Raw genomic sequence first — 20,110 nt, forward strand, 5'->3', positions numbered from 1 at the left:
GGCTCCGGCCGCTCCCGCGCGGCCGCGCCGCCGGGTGACCCGCAGGGTCTCGGCTCCGGCAGGGTCGCCGGCGGACGCCGAGGCGGCCGTCGTGGTCGTCGAGGCCCCGGTCGTGGCCGAGCCGGCCCCGGAGGCCCCCGAGGCCGCCGAGCCGGCCGCCGAGCCCGTCTCCGAGGGCGTCGAGGGCGTCGAGGGCGCTGAGGCCGAGGAGGCCGAGGCTGCTGCCCCGGCCAAGAAGACCGCCCGCAAGACGGCCGCGAAGAAGACGGCGGCCAAGAAGGCTCCGGCGAAGAAGGCCGCCGCCAAGAAGACGGCTGCCAAGAAGACGACGACCGCGAAGAAGACCGCGACGTCGGCGGCCAAGAAGACCGCCACGAAGACGGCGGCCAAGAAGGCCCCGGCCAAGCGGACGACGAAGAAGGCGGCCGCGGAAGCGGTGTCCTCCTCGGAGGACTGAGAGGTGAACCGGCCCCCGTCAAGGGGGCCGGTTTGACCCGTTCGTCAAGGGGACGTAATCTTGACGGTCGGTGTCTGTTACGACACCACGCCACTGAGCAAACACCTTCCGGCCCCGCCGGGAGAGGCCGCTCGTCCACTCGGACCGTCACGGGTTTTTGGCCCGTGCGAGCGGCTGGCATCAGAGGTCCCATTTACTAGCGAGAGAGTGAGATCCGCGTGTACGCAATCGTGCGTAGCGGTGGCCGTCAGCACAAGGTTGCTGTCGGCGACATCGTCGAGGTTGACAAGATTTCCACCGGCAAGGTGGGCGACGCGGTCGAGCTCTCGACGCTCCTCGTCGTCGACGGCGAGAACGTCACCAGCGACCCGTGGGTCCTGGCGGGCATCAAGGTCCAGGCCGAGATCGTGGACCACCACAAGGGTGCCAAGATCGACATCCTGAAGTACAAGAACAAGACCGGTTACCGCAAGCGCATCGGTCACCGCCAGCAGTACACCGCGGTGAAGATCACCGGCATCCCCACGGCTGCGAAGTAAGGGACTGAGGAGACATGGCACACAAGAAGGGCGCATCGTCCACCCGGAACGGTCGCGATTCCAACGCTCAGCGGCTCGGCGTGAAGCGCTTCGGCGGTCAGCTCGTCAACGCCGGTGAGATCCTGGTCCGCCAGCGCGGCACCCACTTCCACCCGGGCGCCGGTGTCGGTCGCGGCGGCGACGACACCCTGTTCGCGCTTGAGGCCGGTGCGGTGCAGTTCGGCACCCACCGTGGCCGCAAGGTCGTCAACATCGTTCCGGCTGCCTGATCCAGTTCCCTGGACTAGCGCGCCGTAGAGCGATCGCGAGGGCGGACCTCCCTTCCCTGCACGGGAAGCGGGTCCGCCCTCGCTGCGTTACAACGTAAGACATCCCCATCTGTATCTGGAGGCACACCGCGATGACCACCTTCGTGGACCGCGTCGAGCTGCACGTCGCCGCGGGTAACGGAGGCCATGGCTGCGCCTCCGTGCACCGGGAGAAGTTCAAGCCGCTCGGCGGCCCGGACGGCGGCAACGGCGGCCGTGGCGGCGACGTGATCCTGGTCGTGGACCAGTCCGTCACCACCCTGCTCGAGTACCACCACAGCCCGCACCGCAAGGCCACCAACGGCAAGCCCGGCGAGGGCGGCAACCGCTCCGGCAAGGACGGCTCCGACCTCGTCCTGCCCGTCCCGGACGGCACCGTCGTCCTGGACGCCAAGGGCAACGTCCTGGCCGACCTCGTCGGCGAGGGCACCACCTACATCGCCGCCCAGGGCGGCCGCGGCGGCCTCGGCAACGCCGCGCTGGCCTCCGCCCGCCGCAAGGCGCCCGGCTTCGCCCTCCTCGGCGAGCCCGGCCAGACCGGCGACATCGTCCTGGAGCTCAAGACCGTCGCCGACGTGGCCCTCGTCGGCTACCCGAGCGCCGGCAAGTCCTCGCTGATCTCGGTGCTCTCCGCCGCCAAGCCGAAGATCGCCGACTACCCCTTCACGACCCTCGTCCCCAACCTGGGCGTGGTCACCGCCGGCGCGACCGTCTACACGATCGCCGACGTCCCCGGCCTCATCCCCGGCGCCAGCCAGGGCAAGGGCCTCGGCCTGGAGTTCCTGCGCCACGTCGAGCGCTGCTCGGTGCTCGTCCACGTCCTCGACACGGCGACGCTGGAGTCCGAGCGCGACCCCGTCACCGACCTCGACGTCATCGAGGCCGAGCTGAAGGAGTACGGCGGCCTGGAGGACCGGCCCCGCCTCGTCGTCCTCAACAAGGTCGACATCCCCGACGGCCAGGACCTCGCCGACATGATCCGGCCCGAGCTGGAGGAGCGCGGCTACCGCATCTTCGAGGTCTCCGCCGTCTCCCGGCAGGGCCTCAAGGAGCTCTCCTACGCGCTGGCCGGCATCGTCGCCGAGGCGCGCGCCGCGAAGCCGAAGGAGGAGGCGACCCGCATCGTCATCCGCCCGAAGGCCGTCGACGACGCGGGCTTCACCGTCACCCTGGAGGAGGACGGCCTCTACCGCGTGCGCGGCGAGAAGCCGGAGCGCTGGGTGCGGCAGACCGACTTCAACAACGACGAGGCCGTGGGCTACCTCGCCGACCGCCTCAACCGCCTCGGCGTCGAGGAAGAGCTGATGAAGGCCGGTGCCCGCGCGGGCGACGGCGTCGCCATCGGCTCCGAGGACGACGCGGTCGTCTTCGACTGGGAGCCGTCGATGGCCGCCGGCGCGGAGATGCTGGGCCGCCGTGGTGAGGACCATCGCCTCGAGGCCCCGCGGCCTGCCGCGCAGCGGCGCCGGGACCGGGATGCGGAGCGGGATGACGCGGAGCGGGAGTACGACGAGTTCAACCCGTTCTGACGGGTGCCCCGTGAGGGGCGCGGGGAACTGCGCGACCTGCCACGGACGGCCTGCAGCCGGCTGACATGCACGACGAAGGCCCCCGGGAGGTTCGCCTCCCGGGGGCCTTCGTCATGCTGACGCGCCGTTAAACCGCCGCAGCCGCGTCCGCTTCCCGCTGCATCGGGATCTCGGAGGCGCGAGCCTCCATCCGCGCGCGCCGGGCGTCCGCCTCCGCGGCGAGCGCCAGCGCCGCCGCGTTGAAGCGGACCAGGGACGGCGGGTCGGACGGGCCGAGGAGCTGGACCTTGAGCTCGGCGCGGGCCTCGGCGAGGCCGTCCAGGCGGGGGTCGCGGACGGCCGCGAGCAGCCCGGCGACCTCGCCGGCCTCCGGCGTGAGGATCGTCGCCGCGCTGACCGTCGGGAAGTTCGTGCGGAACTCCTCCTCGGTCATGCCGCTGGTGTTGGCGACGGCGTACGGCTTCTCGCTGATCAGGTAGTCGGAGACGACGCTCGACACGTCGCTGATCAGGACGTCCGCCTCGTTGAAGCAGCTGAAGAGCGCCGGGCGGGCGGTGGTGATGATCTGGTGCTCCCAGTCCGGCAGGGAGGCCCAGTAGGCGGCTTCCCAGGCGGCGGTGGCGGCCTCGACGGTCGCGGCGCGGCCCGCCTCGGGCGTGCCCTGGAGCATCATCCGCTCGATCTCGTCCGCGCTGTCGCGGAACGTGCTCGTCGTCAGGCGGTCGAGCTCGGCCGTGCGGCGGTCGAGCTCGGCGGCGGCCTCCGGGCCCGGGCGGGCGCCGGTGCGGGCGGCCGCGGCCTCGCGGATCATGGCCTGGATGCGCTCGTTGGCGCGGCCCGCGCGGGGGTCGACGGAGCCGGTCATCGGGTGCGGCTTGTAGAGCAGGCGCACCTTGGGGTCGGCGAGGAGCGCGCGGACGATGTTCTCGCCGGCGAGCATCACCGAGGTGTTGCCGGGGTTGCCGTCCCAGCCCTCCCACGTGGGGGCGTAGAGGACGGTGGTGAACTCGCGGGTGGGCGCGCCCGCGTACGGGCGGATCGGGGCGAGCTGCGGGCGGCCGACCTCGACCACGTCGCGGTCGTCGACGCCGATGTCGGCGAGCTGATAGCGCTCGCGGGCGGCGGGGCCGGCGACCCAGATCTCGTCGTACGCCTTGGAGTACGGGTTGCAGCTGGAGAGCTTGTCGCTCTCGCCGTGGTTGATGAACGCGTGCTTGATCGACGGCATCCGCAGGACCTGCGAGGTCTTACCGGAGTTCGCCGGGTGGATCATCATCTTCAGCGAGGACTTCTCCAGGGCCATCAGGTGGACGACCTTGGGGATGCAGATGATCGGCACGTCGGTGGCCTCGATCTTCTGCACCATGAAGCGCTCGCGGAGCACGATCACGGGGTTGCCGTCGAGCGCGGCGAGGGTGGAGAGCCACATGTTGGCCTGGTAGGCCGAGGTGGTGCCGCCGGAGAAGTACATGCCCACGGTCGGCTGGTAGTCGGCGAGCCAGCGGTCGAGCCACTCCAGGGCCCGCTGCTCGTCCGCGATGCGCTTCTTGGGCCGCAGCCAGCCCGCGAGGTGGACGGTGCCGCCCGCGGCCAGCAGGAGGGCCACGGCGATGCCGAGGACGCCCCACAGGGGCTTCTCCGTGCCGACGGTGACGAGCATGCCCGCGGTGGCGGGGATCGCGAAGCGCAGCAGGCGGCGGCCGTGCTGGCGGGCCAGCAGGCGCGGCGGGGCGGCGGTCAGGCGCAGGCCGGTCGTGTCGATGTTGCGGGTCACGAAGGGCAGCGTGCGGCTGCGCCGGACCAGGATCGCGGTGGCCTGGCAGGCGAGGTGCGCGGCGTAGAAGAGGACGAGCCCGACGAAGAGGGGGGCGTATCCGCGCAGCGAGCCGTCGCCCTGGAGCCGGAGCAGCCCGAGGAGGACCAGCATGTCGCGCAGCAGCTGCCGGACCATGACGTCGAAGCGGACCTTGCCGAGGACGGCGACGAGACCGGGGTCACGGTGCTGCAGGTAGAGATCGAGGGCGAGCCCCGCCGCGGAGGCGGCGATCAGCAACGGCACGTTGGGCAGCAGCGCGCCGACGAGCTGCGTGGCGAAGAACACCAGCATCGCGATCAGCGCCGCGGCCTGGACGGCGCGTCGGGAGGCTGTTCCGGCAGAAGGCACTGGGAGGGCTCCTGGCAGGCGGACGAGAAGGGGGGACTGTTCGAGTGTGGGGGAAACCGTGCCTGGACAACGGTCAGCTACTGACCGTATGACGCGGGCTGGTCCAGGAGCAATCTTCCGTGACGGCAATCATCGCAAAACAGGGCCGAACGACCACAATCTCAGACGGTAGATTTGCGGGCCTGAGGCAGCCCGGCAGAGGCGGGCGACCGGCGATTCGGCTGAGGTGTGTGCAGTGACTGGGGCAGGGGAGCAGCAAGGGGTCCGTGCGGCGGCGGTGGCGGCCGCGCGCAGGATCGTGGTCAAGGTGGGGTCGTCCTCGCTCACCACCGCGGGCGGGGGACTGGACGCCGACCGCGTTGACGCGCTCGTCGACACGCTCGCCAAGGCCGGCGGCGAGAAGGAGATCGTGCTGGTCTCCTCCGGCGCCATCGCGGCCGGGCTGGCCCCGCTGGGCCTCGACCGCCGCCCGCGCGACCTGGCCCGCCAGCAGGCCGCCGCCAGCGTCGGCCAGGGCCTCCTCGTCGCCCGTTACACCGCGTCGTTCGCCCGTTACGGCCGGCGCGTGGGCCAGGTGCTGCTCACCACGGACGACACCAGCCGCCGTGCGCACTACCGCAACGCCCGCCGGACGCTGGACCAGCTGCTGGCCATGGGCGCGGTGCCGGTCGTCAACGAGAACGACACGGTGGCCACGGACGAGATCCGCTTCGGCGACAACGACCGGCTGGCCGCCCTCGTGGCCCACCTCGTGCGGGCGGACCTGCTGGTGCTCCTCTCCGACGTGGACGGCCTCTACGACGGCGACCCGTCCACGCCGGGCACCTCGCGGATCGACGAGGTCACCGGGCCGAAGGACCTGGAGGGCGTCTCGATCGGCAGCGCGGGCAAGGCGGGCGTCGGCACCGGCGGCATGGTCACCAAGGTCGACGCCGCCCGGATCGCGGCCGCCGCCGGCATCCCCGTCGTCCTCACCTCCGCCAGCCACGCGGCGGACGCCCTCGCCGGCCGCCCCACCGGCACCTTCTTCCACCGCACCGGGCGCCGCTCCGCCGACCGCCTGCTGTGGCTCGCGCACGCCTCCACGCCCCGGGGCGCGCTGACCCTCGACGAGGGCGCCGTCCGCGCCGTGGTCGAGGGCACGGGCTCGCTGCTGCCGGCGGGCATCGCCGGGGTCGAGGGAGAGTTCAGCGCGGGCGACCCCGTGGAGCTGCGCGACACCGGGGGCCGGGCCGTGGCGCGCGGGCTCGTGGCCTTCGACGCGGCCGAGATCCCGCAGCTGCTCGGCCGCTCCACCCGTGACCTGGCCCGGGAGCTCGGGCCGGAGTACGAGCGCGAGGTCGTGCACCGCGACGACCTGGTCGTGCTGCGCCGCTGACGAGCGTCACCCACGGCGACACAGCGGTGACGGATCCGGCCCCGCGGCGGGGCCGGACAGTGCGGTAAGTCCAGCCTTTCCATGGGGCCTTTCTGCAAAAACCCCACACGGCCGCCCGCAGACTGGTCAACTTTGATGCGAGAGCGACGACCAGCACCACCGCTCCGCCGTACGCACGCGGAGCAGCGAGCAAGGAGGCCGCCGGTGAGACGAGGGCGCCCAGGGGCGCTGCCCCGCGCTGGAGGCACGCCCCCAGCCACGGCCGCGGGCTCCTCCGCCCGGGCCCGCGGGGCCGTGGGGGAGACTCGCGCGCTGACGAGCGTCACGGGCGGCGGCGATGCGGTGGAAGTGTCCCGGCTGTGGCACATCACGCTCAGCGTCTCGGGCGCCGAGGCGCCGCTCGCCGAGGTGCGCCGGGCGCTCGAACAGCTCGCCCACGACCACCCCTTCCTGCTGACCAGCCGCTACGCCCACGACCACGCCGAGATCCGGTACTGGGAGGAGGCGCGCGACCTGCACGACGCCGCGGCGGTCGCGCTGCGCCTGTGGGGCGAGCACCGCTCGACGGCCCGGCTGCCCCCGTGGGAGATCGTGGGCCTGGAGGTCATCGACCGGGAGACGTACCACCAGCGGATCGCCGAGGGCTACGGCCCGCTGCCGGCCACGCCGGTCGGCGTCCACCCGTTCTGAGCGGGCCGGTGCGCCCCTCCGGCCCGTCCGCGGGCCGGACCGCGCGTCCACGGACCGGAATGCGTGGTGACCCCGGGCCCCGCCCGACTACCCTGCGAGTCATGAGCAGCGTTTTCCCCTCCCCCCTCGCCGACCCGATGCCGCAGTCCCCGGTGCTGCGCGCCGCCTACCGCGCCCGCGCCGCCGCCGCGGAGCTCGCGCCACTGCCGCGCTCGGTGAAGGACGAGGCGCTGCTGGCCATCGCCGACGCCCTCGAGGTGCGGACGAAGGAGATCGTCGAGGCCAACGCCGAGGACGTCGCCAAGGCCCGTGCCGCCGGGACGAGCGAGAGCGTCGTCGACCGCCTGACCCTCACCCCGGAGCGGGTGCGGGCCATCGCCAAGGACGTGCGCGACGTGGTGGCCCTGCCCGACCCCGTCGGCGAGGTCGTCCGCGGCTCCACCCTGCCCAACGGCATCGACCTGCGGCAGGTCCGCGTGCCGCTCGGCGTCGTCGGGATCATCTACGAGGCCCGGCCGAACGTGACCGTCGACGCGGCCGCGCTGTGCCTGAAGTCCGGCAACGCGGTCCTGCTGCGCGGCTCCTCCTCCGCGTACGCCTCCAACAGTGCGCTCGTGCGCGTCATCCGCGACGCCGTGGGCGGGGCCGGCCTGCCGGCCGACGCCGTGCAGCTGGTGCCGGGCGAGAGCCGCGAGTCGGTGCGCGAGCTGATGCGCGCCCGCGGCATGGTCGACGTGCTGATCCCGCGCGGCGGCGCCTCCCTGATCCGCACGGTCGTGGAGGAGTCCACGGTCCCGGTCATCGAGACGGGCACCGGCAACTGCCACGTGTACGTGGACGCGCAGGCCGACCTGGACATGGCGGTGGACATCCTCGTCAACTCCAAGGCGCAGCGCGTCAGCGTGTGCAACGCGGCCGAGACGCTGCTCGTGCACCAGGACATCGCCGCGGAGTTCCTGCCGAAGGCGCTCGCCGCCCTGGCGGAGGCCGGCGTGACGGTGCACGGCTGCGAGCGCGTCGTGGAGCTGGCCGAGGGCGGCCCCGCCACGGTGGTGCCGGCGACCGTCGAGGACTGGGAGACCGAGTACCTCTCGTACGACATCGCCGCCGCCGTCGTGGACGACCTGGACGCCGCGGTGCGCCACATCCGGCTGTGGTCCTCCGGCCACACGGAGGCCATCGTGACCACGTCGCAGGCCGCCGCCCGCCGCTTCACCCAGCTCGTGGACTCGACGACCGTCGCGGTCAACGCCTCGACGCGGTTCACGGACGGCAGCCAGTTCGGCTTCGGCGCCGAGATCGGCATCTCCACGCAGAAGCTGCACGCGCGCGGCCCGATGGGCCTGCCCGAGCTGACGTCGACGAAGTACATCGTCACGGGCGACGGCCACGTGCGCGGCAACGGCCTCCCCGCGAGCTGAATTCCCCTACGGGCTGAGCGGATTGACCGTTCCGGGGCTACGCTGGACGGGTGCCGGACGACGTGGGGGGCCAGCCGTTCCCGGACGGCGAGGAGCCCGACAGCAACCGCAGCGGGGACGATCGGGACGACCCCTTCGCCTCCGTGGTCTTCGACGAGGAGTTCGTGCGGTCCGCGAGGATCCGCGAGCCCTCAGCGGTCGAGCGGATGCTCGCCGCCGACCGGGCACGCGCCGAAAGCGAGACGTCACAGTCCGCTCCGTCGCCCCGCTCCCGGTCCGGCGGCGGCCCCGCCGACGATGATCTCGACGCCTATGAGGACGGCTTCGGCGGCGCCCTGCCCGGGTACCACCCGGGCCGTGCGGGCCCCTGGCCCGCCCTCACCCACGATCTGGACCCGGACGACGCCTACGGGCCGTACGGCCGCCACGGCGGCCCTCGGCGCCCCTACCGGGGCCATGCCCGCTGGCACCGTCCGGTGGCCTGGGTTCTCGCGGTGGTGATGGGCATAGGCGTGGTGGCCCTCGCCTTCGCCGCCGTCTACCGCAGCGCCTCCTCGGGCAATCGGCCGAGCTCCGATCCGCCGCCCGCGACCACCGGCGTGGACGCCCCGGCGGGCTCCCGGCCGGGCCCGCTGCCCTCCGTATCAGCGGATTCCGAGCCTCCGGTGGCCTCGGCGGCGCCCCGCCCCTGATCGGCCCCGCCGGAGGCCAGGGGCTCACCCGCCGCAACCGCTGTGACCTGCACCTATGTGCGTGGCCCCGGCAGCCTGATCCGCTCCGGAATTTCTTCGGAACTTGTCGTGTACCACGGCGTTTACCGGAGCCCCGGCAGACCTACTCTTGATGTATGGACGGGCCTGGAGACCCACCTGAGGGCACGCCCGAGGGTGTCCCGGCAGGTGGGGACGACGAGTACCGATCCGTCGTCTTCGACGAATCGTTCGTCCGCGCTGCCCGCCTCCAGGAGCTCTCCGCCAGCGAGCGCATGGGTGACCACGCGCTCGCCGTCCGCAACCGGCACGTGTGGTCCCGGGTCAGCACCTCCCGGCAGGTCCTCGTCCTCGTGATCCTCATAGCCCTGGCCTTCGGCACGGCCGTCTACATGGGTTTGCGCCATCCCTACAAGGACCCCGTCGTGCCCGCCGCCGAGCCGATGCGCGCCATGCTCGTGCCGCTCGCCCCCAAGGACCCGGTGCCCGGCGGCAGCGCGCAGGAGCTGTTCGACCGCAGCCCCGCCGCGCAGTTCCGGCTCGGCACCGAAGGCGTGAACCTGCCGCCCGCGCGCAGCACCCAGCACTTCTCCGAGAGCCAGGTGATGGCGGCCCTCGCCGCCGCCAAGGAGTACACGGTCAAGTCGGCCCTCGACCCGGCCGTGCTCACCGGAGGCTCCCAGCGGACCGTCCGGCTGCTGCTGGACCCCGCCCAACTCGACCAGTTCGACCGGAGCTTCGACCGGCCCGCGAACGACGGGCGGCACGCGGCCACGGCCTGGCTCGTGCGCTTCGACCCGGCGCGGGTCGCCCTCGTGGACACGCCCGTGCGCACGCGCGGCGTCTTCCACGTCTCCGAGACCGGGCCGGCGACGCTGGAGGTCTCCGCCGACCACACCTTCGTCTACGCCGTCCGCCCGGCGACCGGCCCGCAGGACGCGTCGCTGTTCACCGTGCGGCGGGAGATGCGGTTCCGGTTCGACCGGGACGGGCTGCAGGAGCACCACCTGATCGTGGTGCAGAGCTATCTGCAGGCCGGCCCGCAGTCCTGCTCGGCCGATGACGAGGCCTATCTGCGGCCGCTCCTGGCCGGCCAGAAGCCGGACGGGTCCGTGCCGGACACGGACCCGTACAGCACGGATCCGCCTGCCGGCGCGGTGTGCGGGGCGCTGGCGGCGCCGCCGCGTTAGGCGTTTGCCCTGCGTACGGCTTGCTGCCGGTCCGGCACCGCCGGAAGGGCCGTCGACGGCTGAGCACCGTTGCGGCGGCAAAAATCCTGCGGGGCTCAGCACCTTCCTTCCGCCGCGACGGCGCTCAGCCCCCGTGGCGGAATCCGGCGGTGCCGAACGGCCGAGACCCCGGGCTCGGGGCTCCGGGCCGGGGCTCCGCGGCCGCTAGGCCGTCCCGCCCTCCGAGGGGCCTCCGGGATCCTTCCCGGGGTCCTGCGGGGAGCCGCCCCCCGCACCGCCCGGGCGGCCCGTGAAGACGTCCCGCAGGCGGCCGCCGAAATCGCCCGCGCCGCCGGCGATGTCCCGCACCAGCCCCATCAGGGGATCCTTGCCGGCCTTCACGGACTCCGCGTAGTGGTTCGCCGACTCCCGGAAGGAGTCGGTCACCGAAGCGTCCTTGTCCTGCTCGCGCCGCGGGTAGTGCCCGTCCATGATCCGCTGGAAGTCCCGGCTCGCGGCCCACTTCTTCAGCTCCGCCGCCCGCACGGTCGTGAACGGGTGGCTGCGCGGCAGCACGTTCAGGATCTTGAGGACGGAGTCGCGCAGGTCCCCGCCCGCCTCGTACTCCTCGGCCTGCGCGAGGAACGCGTCCACGTTCATCTCGTGCAGGTGGTTGCCGCCCGCGATCTTCATCAGGCCGCGCATCGAGGCCTGGACGTCCTGGCCGGCCAGCAGCCCCGCCCGGTCCGCGGACAGCTCCGACTTGCGGAACCACTCCCGCAACGCCGTCACGATCGCCATGATCGCGACATTGCCCAGGGGGATCCAGGCGATCTTGACGGCGAAGTTCGTCAGGAAGAGCAGGATGGTGCGGTAGACGGCGTGCCCGGAGAGGGCGTGCCCCACCTCGTGGCCGACGACGGCCCGCATCTCCTCCTCGTCGAGCAGCTCGACGAGCCCCGTGGTGACGACGATGACGGGCTCGTCCAGGCCGATGCACATCGCGTTGGGCTGCGGGTCCTGCGTGACGTACATCGGCGGGACCTTCGGCAGGTCCAGGACGTAGCAGGCGTCCAGCAGCATGGTGTGCAGGTGCTGGAACTGCTGCTCGCCCACGCGCACGGAGTCCGACAGGAAGAGCAGGCGCAGGCTGCGCTCGGGCAGCAGCCCGCTCAGCGCCTTGAAGACCGTGTCGAAGCCGCTGAGCTTGCGCAGCGCCACGAGGGCGGAGCGGTCCGCCGGGTGCTCGTAGGCGCGGGACGAGATGCCCGGGAAGCGCCTGCGCTGCCGGCCGGGCGGCCGCTCCTCGGGCGCATGGCCGTTGCTGCCGTTGCTGCTGTCACTCATCGAGACCCCCTCGGCGGCGTACGCACCTTCCGGACCCCACCCTAGGCGCTGCCGCCGGCGGGGCTACCGTGGAGGCATGTCCCCTTTGCATGCACTCGCCGCGCAGCCCGGCGTCACCGAGCTCCTCGCCGTTTCCAAGGACGACACGGGGCCGGGTCCCGTCATCCGTACGGTGCTGATCGTCGGCGTGGTCGGGATCGTCTTCCTGGCCTGGTTCCTGCTGCGCGGCTACAAGAAGGACTGACGCCGCGCCACGTGGCGTGGAGTCGGCGTGAGCCCGCCCGGGGCCCCCGCATACGATGTGGCAGAAGTCTCTGCCCGCTACCGTCCCGGATAGGTCCTGCCGACGATGACTGCCTTCGCCTCAGCGCACACCGCCCTCGCCACCCTCGCCTCCGAGGGCGAGCACGTCGACACGCACCCGAGCATCAGCCCGTTCATGACCGGCGGCGCCGCCCTGGTCATCCTGCTGCTCCTGCTGTGGGTCACCACCCGCTTCAACCGCGACCGCTGAGCGAGCCGGTCCCTGGGGGTCCGGCCCCCGGCCGCGCCCAGTAGGGTCTGCACGCATGGGAGAGCAGACAGGGCCCGCGAAGCGGCGGCTCGGCGTGATGGGCGGGACCTTCGACCCGATCCACCACGGCCACCTGGTCGCCGCGAGCGAGGTGGCCGCACGTTTCCACCTGGACGAGGTGGTCTTCGTACCGACGGGCCAGCCGTGGCAGAAGAGCCACCGCGAGGTGTCGCCGGCGGAGGACCGCTATCTGATGACGGTGATCGCCACGGCGTCCAACCCGCAGTTCTCGGTCAGCCGGATCGACATCGACCGCGGCGGCCCGACGTACACCACGGACACGCTCCGTGAGCTGGCCGCGCTCAACGACGACTCGGACCTGTTCTTCATCACGGGCGCCGACGCGCTGTCCCAGATCCTCACCTGGCGGGACACGGAGGAGCTGTTCTCCCTGGCCCACTTCATCGGCGTGACCCGGCCCGGCCACATACTGGCCAACCCCGGGCTGCCGGAGGGCGGCGTCTCCCTCGTCGAGGTGCCCGCCCTCGCGATCTCCTCCTCGGACTGCCGGGCGCGCGTGGCGCAGGGCGACCCGGTCTGGTATCTGGTCCCCGACGGTGTCGTGCGCTACATCAACAAGCGCAAGCTCTACCGGCACTGAGGCACGGACCGAGGGGTACCGAGGGGAACCGGTGAACGACCGACAGGACCCGTACGCACACCAGCCGCAGGTGTACGGCTACGACGCCTACGGGCAGCCGGTGTACCGCCCGGACGCGCCCGAACTGGCGTACGACGCTTACGGGCAGCCCCTCCAGCAGCAGCCGGCGTACGGGTACGACCCGTACGCCCAGCAGGTGCAGCAGCAACCCCAGCAGCAGGCGCACCAGCAGTCTCAGCAGCCCCAGCAGACGTACACCGGGTACGACCCGTACGCCTCGGAGCCCGCACCGGCTCAGGCGCAGCCGCAGGGACACGGGCACGGTCAGCCCCCGGCGCACGCGCCCGCCCCGGCGCAGGAGCAGGCGCCGCAGATCCCCATCCCCGAGCCCCGGCAGGCCCCCGGCCGGGCCGCCGCCCCCGCCGCGGGGGAGGACTACCGGACCGAGCAGTTCTCGTTCATCGAGGAGCCCGACGAGGACTCCGAGGACGTCATCGACTGGCTCAAGTTCAGCGAGAGCCGCACCGAGCGGCGCGACGAGCGCAAGCGCAAGGGCCGCAACCGGATCGTGGCGCTCGCCGTGGTGCTCGTCCTCGCGGTGGGCGGCGCGGCGGCCTACCTGTTCCTGAGCGGCTCGGACGGCAAGAAGGGCACGGCCGCGTCGGGCGGCGGGCAGAAGCGCGACGTGATCGTCGTCCACCTGCGGCAGACGCACGGCGGCGGCTCCTCCACGGCCCTGCTGGTCGACAACGAGACCACGGCGAAGGGCACCACGGTCCTGCTGCCGAACACCCTGGCCGTCGCCAAGGAGGGCGGCGCGGGCTCCACGACGCTCGGCAAGTCCGTCCAGGACGACGGCACCGGCGCGACCCGGGACGCCCTGAACACGCTCCTGGGCTCCGACATCAAGGGCAGCTGGCGGCTGGACACGCCCTACCTGGAGAACCTGGTCGAGCTCGTCGGCGGGATCGAGGCCGACACGGACACGGACGTCCCCGGCGAGAAGCAGGGCGACGGCCCGGTGGTCCGGCGCGGCACCGCACAGAGCCTGAGCGGCCGCATGGCGGTGGCCTACGCCACCTACCGGGGCCCCGGCGAGGACGAGGGCAAGCAGCTCACCCGGTTCGGCCAGGTCATGCAGGCGGTGCTGAAGAAGATGCCGGCCGACAGCGCCTCGGCGACGCGCACCGTGGAGACGCTGGCGCAGATCCCCGACCCGTCGCTGTCCACCGAGCAGCTGGGCGCCTCCCTGGCCCACCTGGCGGCGCTGGCCAAGAAGGGCTCGTACGCCACCTCCGTGCTCCCCGTGCAGCAGGACGGCACCCTCGGCGAGAAGGCCACCGGCGGGCTCGTCAAGGACGTCCTGGGCGGCACGGTGCGCAACACCGACCCGAACGCGGCGCCCCGGGTGAGCGTGAAGAACGCCACAGGCGGCAAGGGCGCGGCGACCTCCGCGCAGATCACCCTGGTCAACAGCGGCTACAGCGTGATCGACGGCGGCACGGCGGGCGCCGCGGAGACGGCCTCGGCGGTGCTCTACGCGGACGAGAAGCGGGCGGCGCAGGCCAGGGAGGTCGCCAAGACCCTGGGGCTGCCGGCGGGCGCCGTGAAGCAGGCCAAGGAGGCCGGGACGGCCGACGTCACCGTGGTCCTGGGCAAGGACTACAAGGGCTGACGCGAGCGGCCGCCCCGGACGGGGCGGCCGGGGCGGCGGTCCCGTCCGGTGGCGGTGAAATGCCCAGGAGGGCCACCGGTGGGTCGTGAGACCCTTGATGGGTACCTGACCCCCTTCGACCGAAAGCATGGCTTGTGACCGCCACGGACCGCTCCATCGAGCTCATCAAGGCCGCCGCCCAGGCGGCCGCCGACAAGCTCGCGCACGACATCATCGCGTACGACGTCAGCGACGTACTGTCGATCACCGACGCCTTCCTGCTGGCCTCGGCCCCCAACGACCGCCAGGTCAAGTCGATCGTCGACGAGATCGAGGAGCACCTGCTCAAGGAGCTCGGCGCCAAGCCGGTGCGCCGCGAGGGCGACCGTGACGCCCGCTGGGTGCTGCTGGACTACGTCGACATCGTCGTCCACGTGCAGCACAGCGAGGAGCGCGTCTACTACGCCCTGGAGCGGCTGTGGAAGGACTGCCCGGAGATCGAGCTGCCCGCCGACGCCGCCGCCACCCGCGGCAAGGGCGAGGAGCACGCCCGTGCCCAGGCCGCCGAGGCGGGCGAGGGCTTCGACGACGCGGGCCGGTGAGCTGAGCTGACCAGCGCCAAGACCGGCGGCCGCGGCCGCCGCATCGTCCTGTGGCGGCACGGCCAGACCGCCTGGAACCTGGAGCGCCGCTTCCAGGGCTCCACGGACATCGAGCTGACCGGAACCGGCGTCGCGCAGGCGCGCCGGGCCGCCCGGCTGCTGGCCGGGCTCCGGCCGGACGCGATCATCGCCTCGGACCTCCGGCGGGCCGCGGCCACGGCGGCGGAGCTCTCCGCGGTCACCGGCCTGCAGGTCAGCCACCACGCCGAGCTGCGCGAGACGTACGCGGGCGTGTGGCAGGGCCTCACGCACGAGGAGATCATCGCGCGGTACGGCGAGGAGTACGCGGCGTGGAAGCGCGGCGAGCCGGTCCGGCGCGGCGGCGGCGAGCTGGAGACCGAGGTCGCCGACCGGGCCGCCCCGGTCGTCCTGGAGCAGGCCGGGAAGCTGCCCGAGGACGGCACGCTCGTCGTCGTCAGCCACGGCGGCACCATCCGCACCACCATCGGCCGGCTGCTGCAGCTGGAGTCCCGGTCGTGGGAGGCGCTGGGCGGCCTCACCAACTGCTGCTGGTCCGTGCTGGGCGAGGGCGCGCGCGGCTGGCGTCTGCTGGAGCACAACGCGGGGACGCTCCCCGAGCCCGTCCTCGGCGACGACGACTGACCGCCGCCGGGGCGCCCCGGGGCCCGGATTTCACATCCGGGCAGGTGGCAGGCTAAAGTTCTTCTTGTTCGCGGGGAACGCCGGGGGAAACGCCGGAAGACCTGAGAACAGCGGGGCTATAGCTCAGTTGGTAGAGCGCCTGCATGGCATGCAGGAGGTCAGGAGTTCAATTCTCCTTAGCTCCACAGTTCGAAACGATCCCGTCTCCGTCACCGGAGGCGGGATCGTTTGCTTTACCGGCACATTCCCGTGGCAGAATCCGGCTGTCGGGAGCGGAGGACGAGCCGAAGGGGAGGGAACGGCTGACCCATGGGTGCTCACAGCCGGAAGTGCGACTGGTGCGGCAGCGGCACACCGATCGTCCGAGACATGGAACCGCTCAACTCGGCCTACCAGTACTGGTGCGTGGAGTGCGCACGGGCGCTGATCATAAAAGGCGACCCCATCGAGACCTACCGCGAGCTGGAAGGCGAGCCGATCTACGGCCGGCTGCTGGACGAGCACTGCGCCCTGAAGCGCTTCTACTCCTTCGCCACGGCCTGAGCCGCGCGCGGCCGGGCAACCACCCGGGAGGCGGGAGGCGTCCTGAGGGGTGAAGCTGCCGCCGGGAACGGCCGGCGGTACGGGGGAAGCATGCGGAGGACACCGCGTGACCGAAACAGTCGTCAGCCCGGCCGGCTCCGGAGAAGGCTCCGAAGCGCCCGCGCCCGAACTCACACCCTTCCTCGACGCCCTGCGCGTCCCGCCGGTGCTCCGGCCCGGCCGGACCGAAGCGCTCCACGGCATCGAGATCGAGCAGACAGCCACCTGGGTCCGGCTGCACTCGCAGCTGCCGCCCACCCGCGTGTGGGCCTACGAGGGCCACGTCCCGGGGCCGACCATCGAGGTGCGCCGCGGCCGCCGGCTGCGCGTCACCTGGAGCAACCGCCTCACCGGACCCCACCCGGTGACCGCCGTGGAGGCCGCGCAGGCGCCCGGCGCCCCGGTGCCCGACACCCTGCCCGGCCGCGGTGACGCCGTGCCGCTGGCCGACGTCGCCGCGCTGCCGCCGTGGACGGTCACCCACCTGCACGGCGCGCCCACCGGCGGCGGCAACGACGGCTGGTCCGAGAACGCCGTCGCGCCCGGCGACAGCCAGCTCTCCGAATATCCCAACGACCACCGCGCGGTCGCCTGGTGGTACCACGACCACGCCATGGACATCACCCGGTGGAACGTCTTCGCGGGCCTGGCGGGGATGTACCTCGTGCGGGACGACGAGGAGGACGCCCTGCGCCTGCCCTCGGGCGGCCACGAGATCCCGCTGATCGTCCAGGACCGCAACCTCGACACGGACCCGGACGGCAGGCTGTCCGGCCGGCTCCTCCACAAGACCGTGATCGTCGGCAAGGACGCGCAGGGAAAGAACGTCACCCGGGCCTTCAACGGCCCGTACACCCTTGTCAACGGCGTCATCTGGCCGCACCTGGACGTGACGGCCCGCTGGTACCGCTTCCGGCTGCTCAACGCCTCCAACGCCCGCACCTACGCCCTCCGGCTGGTGGACGAGGAGACCGGCGCGCCGGTGCGGGGCGCGGCCTGGCAGATCGGCACGGACGGCGGACTGCTGCCGCGCCCCCTGCCGCTGGACGGGCCGCTGTCCGTGGCCCCCGCCGAGCGGATGGACCTGCTGATCAACTTCGGTCTGCTGCGGGGCCGCCGCGTCCGCCTGGTCAACGAGGCCCCGGGGGTCGCGTACCCGCAGGTCATGGAGTTCCGGGTGGCGGACGAGGAGGAGGACGACCCGTTCGTGCTGCCGCCGGTGATCTCCGGTTCCTTCGAGCGGATCACCCACGACACGGCCCCCGGGCACGAGCACCGGCTGATCGCGCTGGTCCCGCCCGGCACGGCCGGGAACGCCCACCCGGGCATGTGGGAGATGCAGAAGGCCGAGCCCGGGGACGTGCAGATCCCGGGCGAGGGCGTGATCCAGGTCAGGGGCGCGGACGGCAAGCTGCGCACGTACCGCAGGGCCGCGCAGTCCTTCGACGACGCGCTGGGCTTCATGGTCACCTACGACGGCTGGGAGCAGTGGAGCTTCCTCAACCTGGGCGGCCCCACGCACCCCATGCACATCCACCTGATCGACTTTCAGGTGCTGAGCCGGGACCTCTACCCGGCGGGCCCGAAGAGCCCGTTCGACCCGGCCCTGGGCGGCACGCTGACGCCGCTGGAGCACGGGGGGACGGCGCCGGTGCCGGACGGCGACGCGGGCTGGAAGGACGTGATCCAGGTGCCCGCCGGGCAGATGGTGAACGTGATCGGCCGCTTCCGCGGTGCGCGCGGCCGGTTCATGTACCACTGCCACCTGCTGGAGCACGAGGACATGGGGATGATGCGTCCGTTCGTGGTGATGCCGGGCGAGGTACTGAAGTTCCACCACGGTGAGCACGGCGGCCACGGCCACGACGGTCACTCGGGCTGACGGTCCCGCCGGTGCCCGCGGCCCGCAGGGCGGCCAGGGCGAGGAAGGCCGCCCCGGCCGCCGGGTAGCCGGCGTCGAGCAGCATCTGGCCGCCGCTCTGGTGGAGTTCGGGCCGGCCCTCGACGCTGTGCGGGACGCGCCACAGCACGTACGAGCAGAACAGCGCGGCGGCCGCCGCGGTCCCCGCCCACCAGGCGGGGCTGCGGCGCTCGGCCGCCTCGCGGGCGAGCAGCAGCCCGGCCGGAACGCACCACACCCAGTGGTGCGACCAGGAGACGGGGCTGACGAGCAGCGCGGTGGCCGCGCAGGACAGGGCGCCCCAGGCGGCGCCCCGCGGCCCGGCCCGCAGGGTCCGTACGGCCACGGCCAGGCCGAGGGCGGTGACGGCCGCCGCGGCGACCGCCCACCACGGGCCGGGGTCGCCGGTGTGCAGCAGCCGGGCGAGGACGCCGCGCAGCGACTGGTTGGCGGTGTCCTCGGCGTGGCCCACCCGCTCGGCGGCGAAGACGGCGTCGGTCCAGAAGCGGCGCGAGTCGTGGGGGAGGGCCAGCGCGGCGAGTGCCGCCGTGCCGCCGAAGGCGGCGGTGGCGACGGCCGCCCGGCGCAGCCACGGCCCGCCCTCCGCCCGGCGGGCCAGGCCCGTGGCGGCCAGGTGGACGACGAACAGGGCGGGGGTGAGCTTGATGCCCGTCGCGAGGCCGGTGCCGAGGCCCGCCCAGCGGTGCCCGGCGGGCCGCGTCAGGTCCCACAGCACCAGGACGGCGACGAGGAGGTTGACCTGGCCGTTGCGCAGGGTCTGCCAGACGGGCTCGCACCAGACGCACAGCGCGGCGGCCGTGAGTGTCACGGCGGCCCGCGGGCGGCCGTCGACGAGCCGTACGGAGAGGTGGGTGAGGGCGAGCAGCAGGCCGAGGTTGGTGAGCTCGGTCAGGACGCGGAGCGCGGTCGTGCCGGGCAGGGTGAGGGCGGTGAACAGGAGCGCCGCGAAGGGCGGGTAGGTGGCGGGCAGCCCGCGGTGCGTGGCGCGCATCGCGTAGAGGTCGCCGCCGGTGCGGACGGTCCAGCCTTCGGCGCGGTAGACGAGGACGTCGATGGAAGCGACGTGGGAGGCGCGCTGGGCGAGGAGGAAGAGGCAGAAGGAGACCAGACAGCCCGCGGCGGCGGCCAGGGTGCTGCGGCGGCCGGGGAGGCCGGGCCAGGCTGTCACGAGGAGCGCTCCGGTTCCACGAGTGACAAAACAAGGGGGATAAATCGGGCGAAGAGGGGGCGATGTTATCCCATTCGCCCCGCTTCCCGGTGCCGGTGGGCAGCGGATTTGGCAGGTGGAGGGGGTGTCCGTGTAATGTTGTCGATGTCGCCAGGGGGAATCGGAAAGGGCAGAAGCCCGGACGGATCCCGGCGGCAGGCAAGACAAGGGGCTATAGCTCAGTTGGTAGAGCGCCTGCATGGCATGCAGGAGGTCAGGAGTTCAATTCTCCTTAGCTCCACAGGAGATGAGCGGGTCGTCCGGAAACGGACGGCCCGCTTTTTCGTGCGCCCGGCGCCCTCTGCTGCGCGTGCCCGGCGCGCTCTCCTTCGTACGCTCAGCGCTCTCTGCCGAGCTGTTCCTTGTCGAGCCTCAGGGCCAGCGCCGGGCAGCGGCGCACGGCCCGCTGCGCCCGGCCCCGCAGGTGGTCCGGCACCCCCGCGTCCGCGAGCGACGGATAGCCGTCCGGCCCGATCCGTACGAGCTGGGGCAGCAGGCCCGCGCACAGCCCGTGGCCCTCGCACAGCGTCCAGTCCACCGCCAGCCGCTCCGCGCGCCGCGGGCCGCCGCCGTCCGCGGGGGCGGCCGCGCCGG

20 protein-coding genes, 2 tRNA genes and 1 pseudogene are annotated in these 20,110 nt (G+C 72.8%); 19 read left to right on the forward strand and 4 right to left on the reverse strand.

Going from position 1 to position 20,110, the window contains the following annotated elements:
* The 4 genes from B7P34_RS37720 to obgE all read left to right on the forward strand — a co-directional run.
* A partial coding sequence (locus B7P34_RS37720; protein WP_223268324.1) for a hypothetical protein occupies positions 1 to 457 on the forward strand: 457 nt, incomplete at its 5' end.
* 218 nt (positions 458 to 675) lie between these two features.
* On the forward strand, positions 676 to 996 hold the full coding sequence (gene rplU, locus B7P34_RS28420) for a 50S ribosomal protein L21 (RefSeq protein ID WP_106681059.1): 321 nt from the start codon (positions 676 to 678) through the stop codon (positions 994 to 996).
* 14 nt (positions 997 to 1,010) lie between these two features.
* Positions 1,011 to 1,265 carry a 50S ribosomal protein L27 gene (rpmA, locus tag B7P34_RS28425; protein ID WP_030366504.1) on the forward strand — a complete coding sequence of 85 codons (255 nt, stop codon included), beginning with the start codon at positions 1,011 to 1,013 and terminating at the stop codon, positions 1,263 to 1,265.
* Positions 1,266 to 1,396: 131 nt separating this feature from the next.
* A complete protein-coding gene (gene obgE, locus B7P34_RS28430) occupies positions 1,397 to 2,833 on the forward strand; it encodes a GTPase ObgE (RefSeq protein ID WP_106681060.1) in 1,437 nt (478 codons plus the stop codon).
* Between the two features lie 127 nt (positions 2,834 to 2,960).
* On the opposite strand, the gene B7P34_RS28435 is transcribed toward obgE, so the two are convergent.
* Positions 2,961 to 4,997, reverse strand: a complete 2,037-nt coding sequence (locus B7P34_RS28435) for a hypothetical protein (RefSeq protein WP_106681061.1) — start codon at positions 4,995 to 4,997, stop codon at positions 2,961 to 2,963.
* 235 nt (positions 4,998 to 5,232) lie between these two features.
* On the opposite strand from B7P34_RS28435, the gene proB reads away from it, so the two are divergent.
* From proB to B7P34_RS28460, 5 genes are all read left to right on the forward strand, one after another.
* Positions 5,233 to 6,375, forward strand: coding sequence for a glutamate 5-kinase (gene proB, locus B7P34_RS28440; RefSeq protein ID WP_223268325.1), 1,143 nt, complete (start codon positions 5,233 to 5,235; stop codon positions 6,373 to 6,375).
* A gap of 294 nt (positions 6,376 to 6,669) precedes the next feature.
* Positions 6,670 to 7,065: a hypothetical protein gene (locus tag B7P34_RS28445; RefSeq protein WP_223268326.1), complete on the forward strand. Its 396-nt coding sequence runs from the start codon at positions 6,670 to 6,672 to the stop codon at positions 7,063 to 7,065.
* A gap of 137 nt (positions 7,066 to 7,202) precedes the next feature.
* On the forward strand, positions 7,203 to 8,486 hold the full coding sequence (locus B7P34_RS28450; protein ID WP_223268327.1) for a glutamate-5-semialdehyde dehydrogenase: 1,284 nt from the start codon (positions 7,203 to 7,205) through the stop codon (positions 8,484 to 8,486).
* A gap of 50 nt (positions 8,487 to 8,536) precedes the next feature.
* Complete coding sequence (locus B7P34_RS28455; protein WP_106681064.1) at positions 8,537 to 9,178, forward strand: hypothetical protein; 642 nt, start codon at positions 8,537 to 8,539, stop codon at positions 9,176 to 9,178.
* A 155-nt stretch (positions 9,179 to 9,333) separates the two neighbouring features.
* Positions 9,334 to 10,386, forward strand: coding sequence for a hypothetical protein (locus B7P34_RS28460; protein WP_106681065.1), 1,053 nt, complete (start codon positions 9,334 to 9,336; stop codon positions 10,384 to 10,386).
* A 204-nt stretch (positions 10,387 to 10,590) separates the two neighbouring features.
* Here B7P34_RS28460 and B7P34_RS28465 read toward each other — a convergent pair whose 3' ends face one another.
* On the reverse strand, positions 10,591 to 11,712 hold the full coding sequence (locus B7P34_RS28465; RefSeq protein ID WP_106681066.1) for a M48 family metallopeptidase: 1,122 nt from the start codon (positions 11,710 to 11,712) through the stop codon (positions 10,591 to 10,593).
* A 76-nt stretch (positions 11,713 to 11,788) separates the two neighbouring features.
* Between B7P34_RS28465 and B7P34_RS37725 the strand changes: the two genes are divergently transcribed.
* The 9 genes from B7P34_RS37725 to phsA all read left to right on the forward strand — a co-directional run bounded on the left by B7P34_RS37725 (position 11,789) and on the right by phsA (position 18,270).
* The gene (locus B7P34_RS37725) at positions 11,789 to 11,956 is read left to right on the forward strand and encodes a hypothetical protein (RefSeq protein ID WP_043188928.1); all 168 of its coding nucleotides are present in this window, start codon (positions 11,789 to 11,791) and stop codon (positions 11,954 to 11,956) included.
* A gap of 105 nt (positions 11,957 to 12,061) precedes the next feature.
* The gene (locus B7P34_RS37730; RefSeq protein ID WP_189383120.1) at positions 12,062 to 12,226 is read left to right on the forward strand and encodes a hypothetical protein; all 165 of its coding nucleotides are present in this window, start codon (positions 12,062 to 12,064) and stop codon (positions 12,224 to 12,226) included.
* A gap of 55 nt (positions 12,227 to 12,281) precedes the next feature.
* A complete protein-coding gene (gene nadD / locus B7P34_RS28470; RefSeq protein ID WP_106681067.1) occupies positions 12,282 to 12,887 on the forward strand; it encodes a nicotinate-nucleotide adenylyltransferase in 606 nt (201 codons plus the stop codon).
* Positions 12,888 to 12,918: 31 nt separating this feature from the next.
* The gene (locus B7P34_RS28475) at positions 12,919 to 14,562 is read left to right on the forward strand and encodes an LCP family protein (protein ID WP_106681068.1); all 1,644 of its coding nucleotides are present in this window, start codon (positions 12,919 to 12,921) and stop codon (positions 14,560 to 14,562) included.
* Positions 14,563 to 14,696: 134 nt separating this feature from the next.
* Positions 14,697 to 15,143 carry a ribosome silencing factor gene (rsfS, locus tag B7P34_RS28480; protein WP_106681069.1) on the forward strand — a complete coding sequence of 149 codons (447 nt, stop codon included), beginning with the start codon at positions 14,697 to 14,699 and terminating at the stop codon, positions 15,141 to 15,143.
* Between the two features lie 48 nt (positions 15,144 to 15,191).
* Positions 15,192 to 15,806 carry a histidine phosphatase family protein gene (locus B7P34_RS28485; RefSeq protein ID WP_353620274.1) on the forward strand — a complete coding sequence of 205 codons (615 nt, stop codon included), beginning with the start codon at positions 15,192 to 15,194 and terminating at the stop codon, positions 15,804 to 15,806.
* A gap of 112 nt (positions 15,807 to 15,918) precedes the next feature.
* Positions 15,919 to 15,991, forward strand: a tRNA-Ala gene (locus B7P34_RS28490).
* Between the two features lie 184 nt (positions 15,992 to 16,175).
* The gene (locus B7P34_RS28495) at positions 16,176 to 16,349 is read left to right on the forward strand and encodes a hypothetical protein (protein ID WP_286157520.1); all 174 of its coding nucleotides are present in this window, start codon (positions 16,176 to 16,178) and stop codon (positions 16,347 to 16,349) included.
* 106 nt (positions 16,350 to 16,455) lie between these two features.
* The gene (phsA, locus tag B7P34_RS28500) at positions 16,456 to 18,270 is read left to right on the forward strand and encodes an O-aminophenol oxidase PhsA (protein WP_106681071.1); all 1,815 of its coding nucleotides are present in this window, start codon (positions 16,456 to 16,458) and stop codon (positions 18,268 to 18,270) included.
* 289 nt (positions 18,271 to 18,559) lie between these two features.
* On the opposite strand, the pseudogene B7P34_RS39830 reads toward phsA, so the two are convergent.
* Positions 18,560 to 19,717: pseudogene (locus tag B7P34_RS39830) on the reverse strand (glycosyltransferase family 87 protein); the annotation flags it as partial.
* Here B7P34_RS39830 and B7P34_RS28510 point away from each other — a divergent pair.
* Positions 19,685 to 19,757: transfer RNA gene (locus tag B7P34_RS28510), tRNA-Ala, on the forward strand. The pseudogene B7P34_RS39830 and the gene B7P34_RS28510 sit on opposite strands and share 33 nt — an antisense overlap.
* A 96-nt stretch (positions 19,758 to 19,853) precedes the next feature.
* On the opposite strand, the gene B7P34_RS28515 is transcribed toward B7P34_RS28510, so the two are convergent.
* Positions 19,854 to 20,110, reverse strand: a 257-nt coding sequence (locus B7P34_RS28515; RefSeq protein ID WP_146166954.1) for a ferredoxin, incomplete at its 5' end; no start/stop codon positions are given.

It is taken from the genome of Streptosporangium nondiastaticum (assembly GCF_003011965.1).
Classification (GTDB): domain Bacteria; phylum Actinomycetota; class Actinomycetes; order Streptomycetales; family Streptomycetaceae; genus Streptomyces; species Streptomyces nondiastaticus.

What these genes read in the sequence shown, in the direction of transcription:
- rpmA (WP_030366504.1), top strand. Translation starts at nt 1,011, where the DNA reads ATGGCACACAAGAAGGGCGCATCGTCCACCCGGAACGGTCGCGATTCC.
- obgE (WP_106681060.1), top strand. Translation starts at nt 1,397, where the DNA reads ATGACCACCTTCGTGGACCGCGTCGAGCTGCACGTCGCCGCGGGTAAC.
- B7P34_RS28450 (WP_223268327.1), top strand. Translation starts at nt 7,203, where the DNA reads ATGCCGCAGTCCCCGGTGCTGCGCGCCGCCTACCGCGCCCGCGCCGCC.
- B7P34_RS28460 (WP_106681065.1), top strand. Translation starts at nt 9,334, where the DNA reads ATGGACGGGCCTGGAGACCCACCTGAGGGCACGCCCGAGGGTGTCCCG.
- B7P34_RS28465 (WP_106681066.1), bottom strand. Translation starts at nt 11,712, where the DNA reads ATGAGTGACAGCAGCAACGGCAGCAACGGCCATGCGCCCGAGGAGCGG.
- B7P34_RS37725 (WP_043188928.1), top strand. Translation starts at nt 11,789, where the DNA reads ATGTCCCCTTTGCATGCACTCGCCGCGCAGCCCGGCGTCACCGAGCTC.
- B7P34_RS37730 (WP_189383120.1), top strand. Translation starts at nt 12,062, where the DNA reads ATGACTGCCTTCGCCTCAGCGCACACCGCCCTCGCCACCCTCGCCTCC.
- nadD (WP_106681067.1), top strand. Translation starts at nt 12,282, where the DNA reads ATGGGAGAGCAGACAGGGCCCGCGAAGCGGCGGCTCGGCGTGATGGGC.
- B7P34_RS28495 (WP_286157520.1), top strand. Translation starts at nt 16,176, where the DNA reads ATGGAACCGCTCAACTCGGCCTACCAGTACTGGTGCGTGGAGTGCGCA.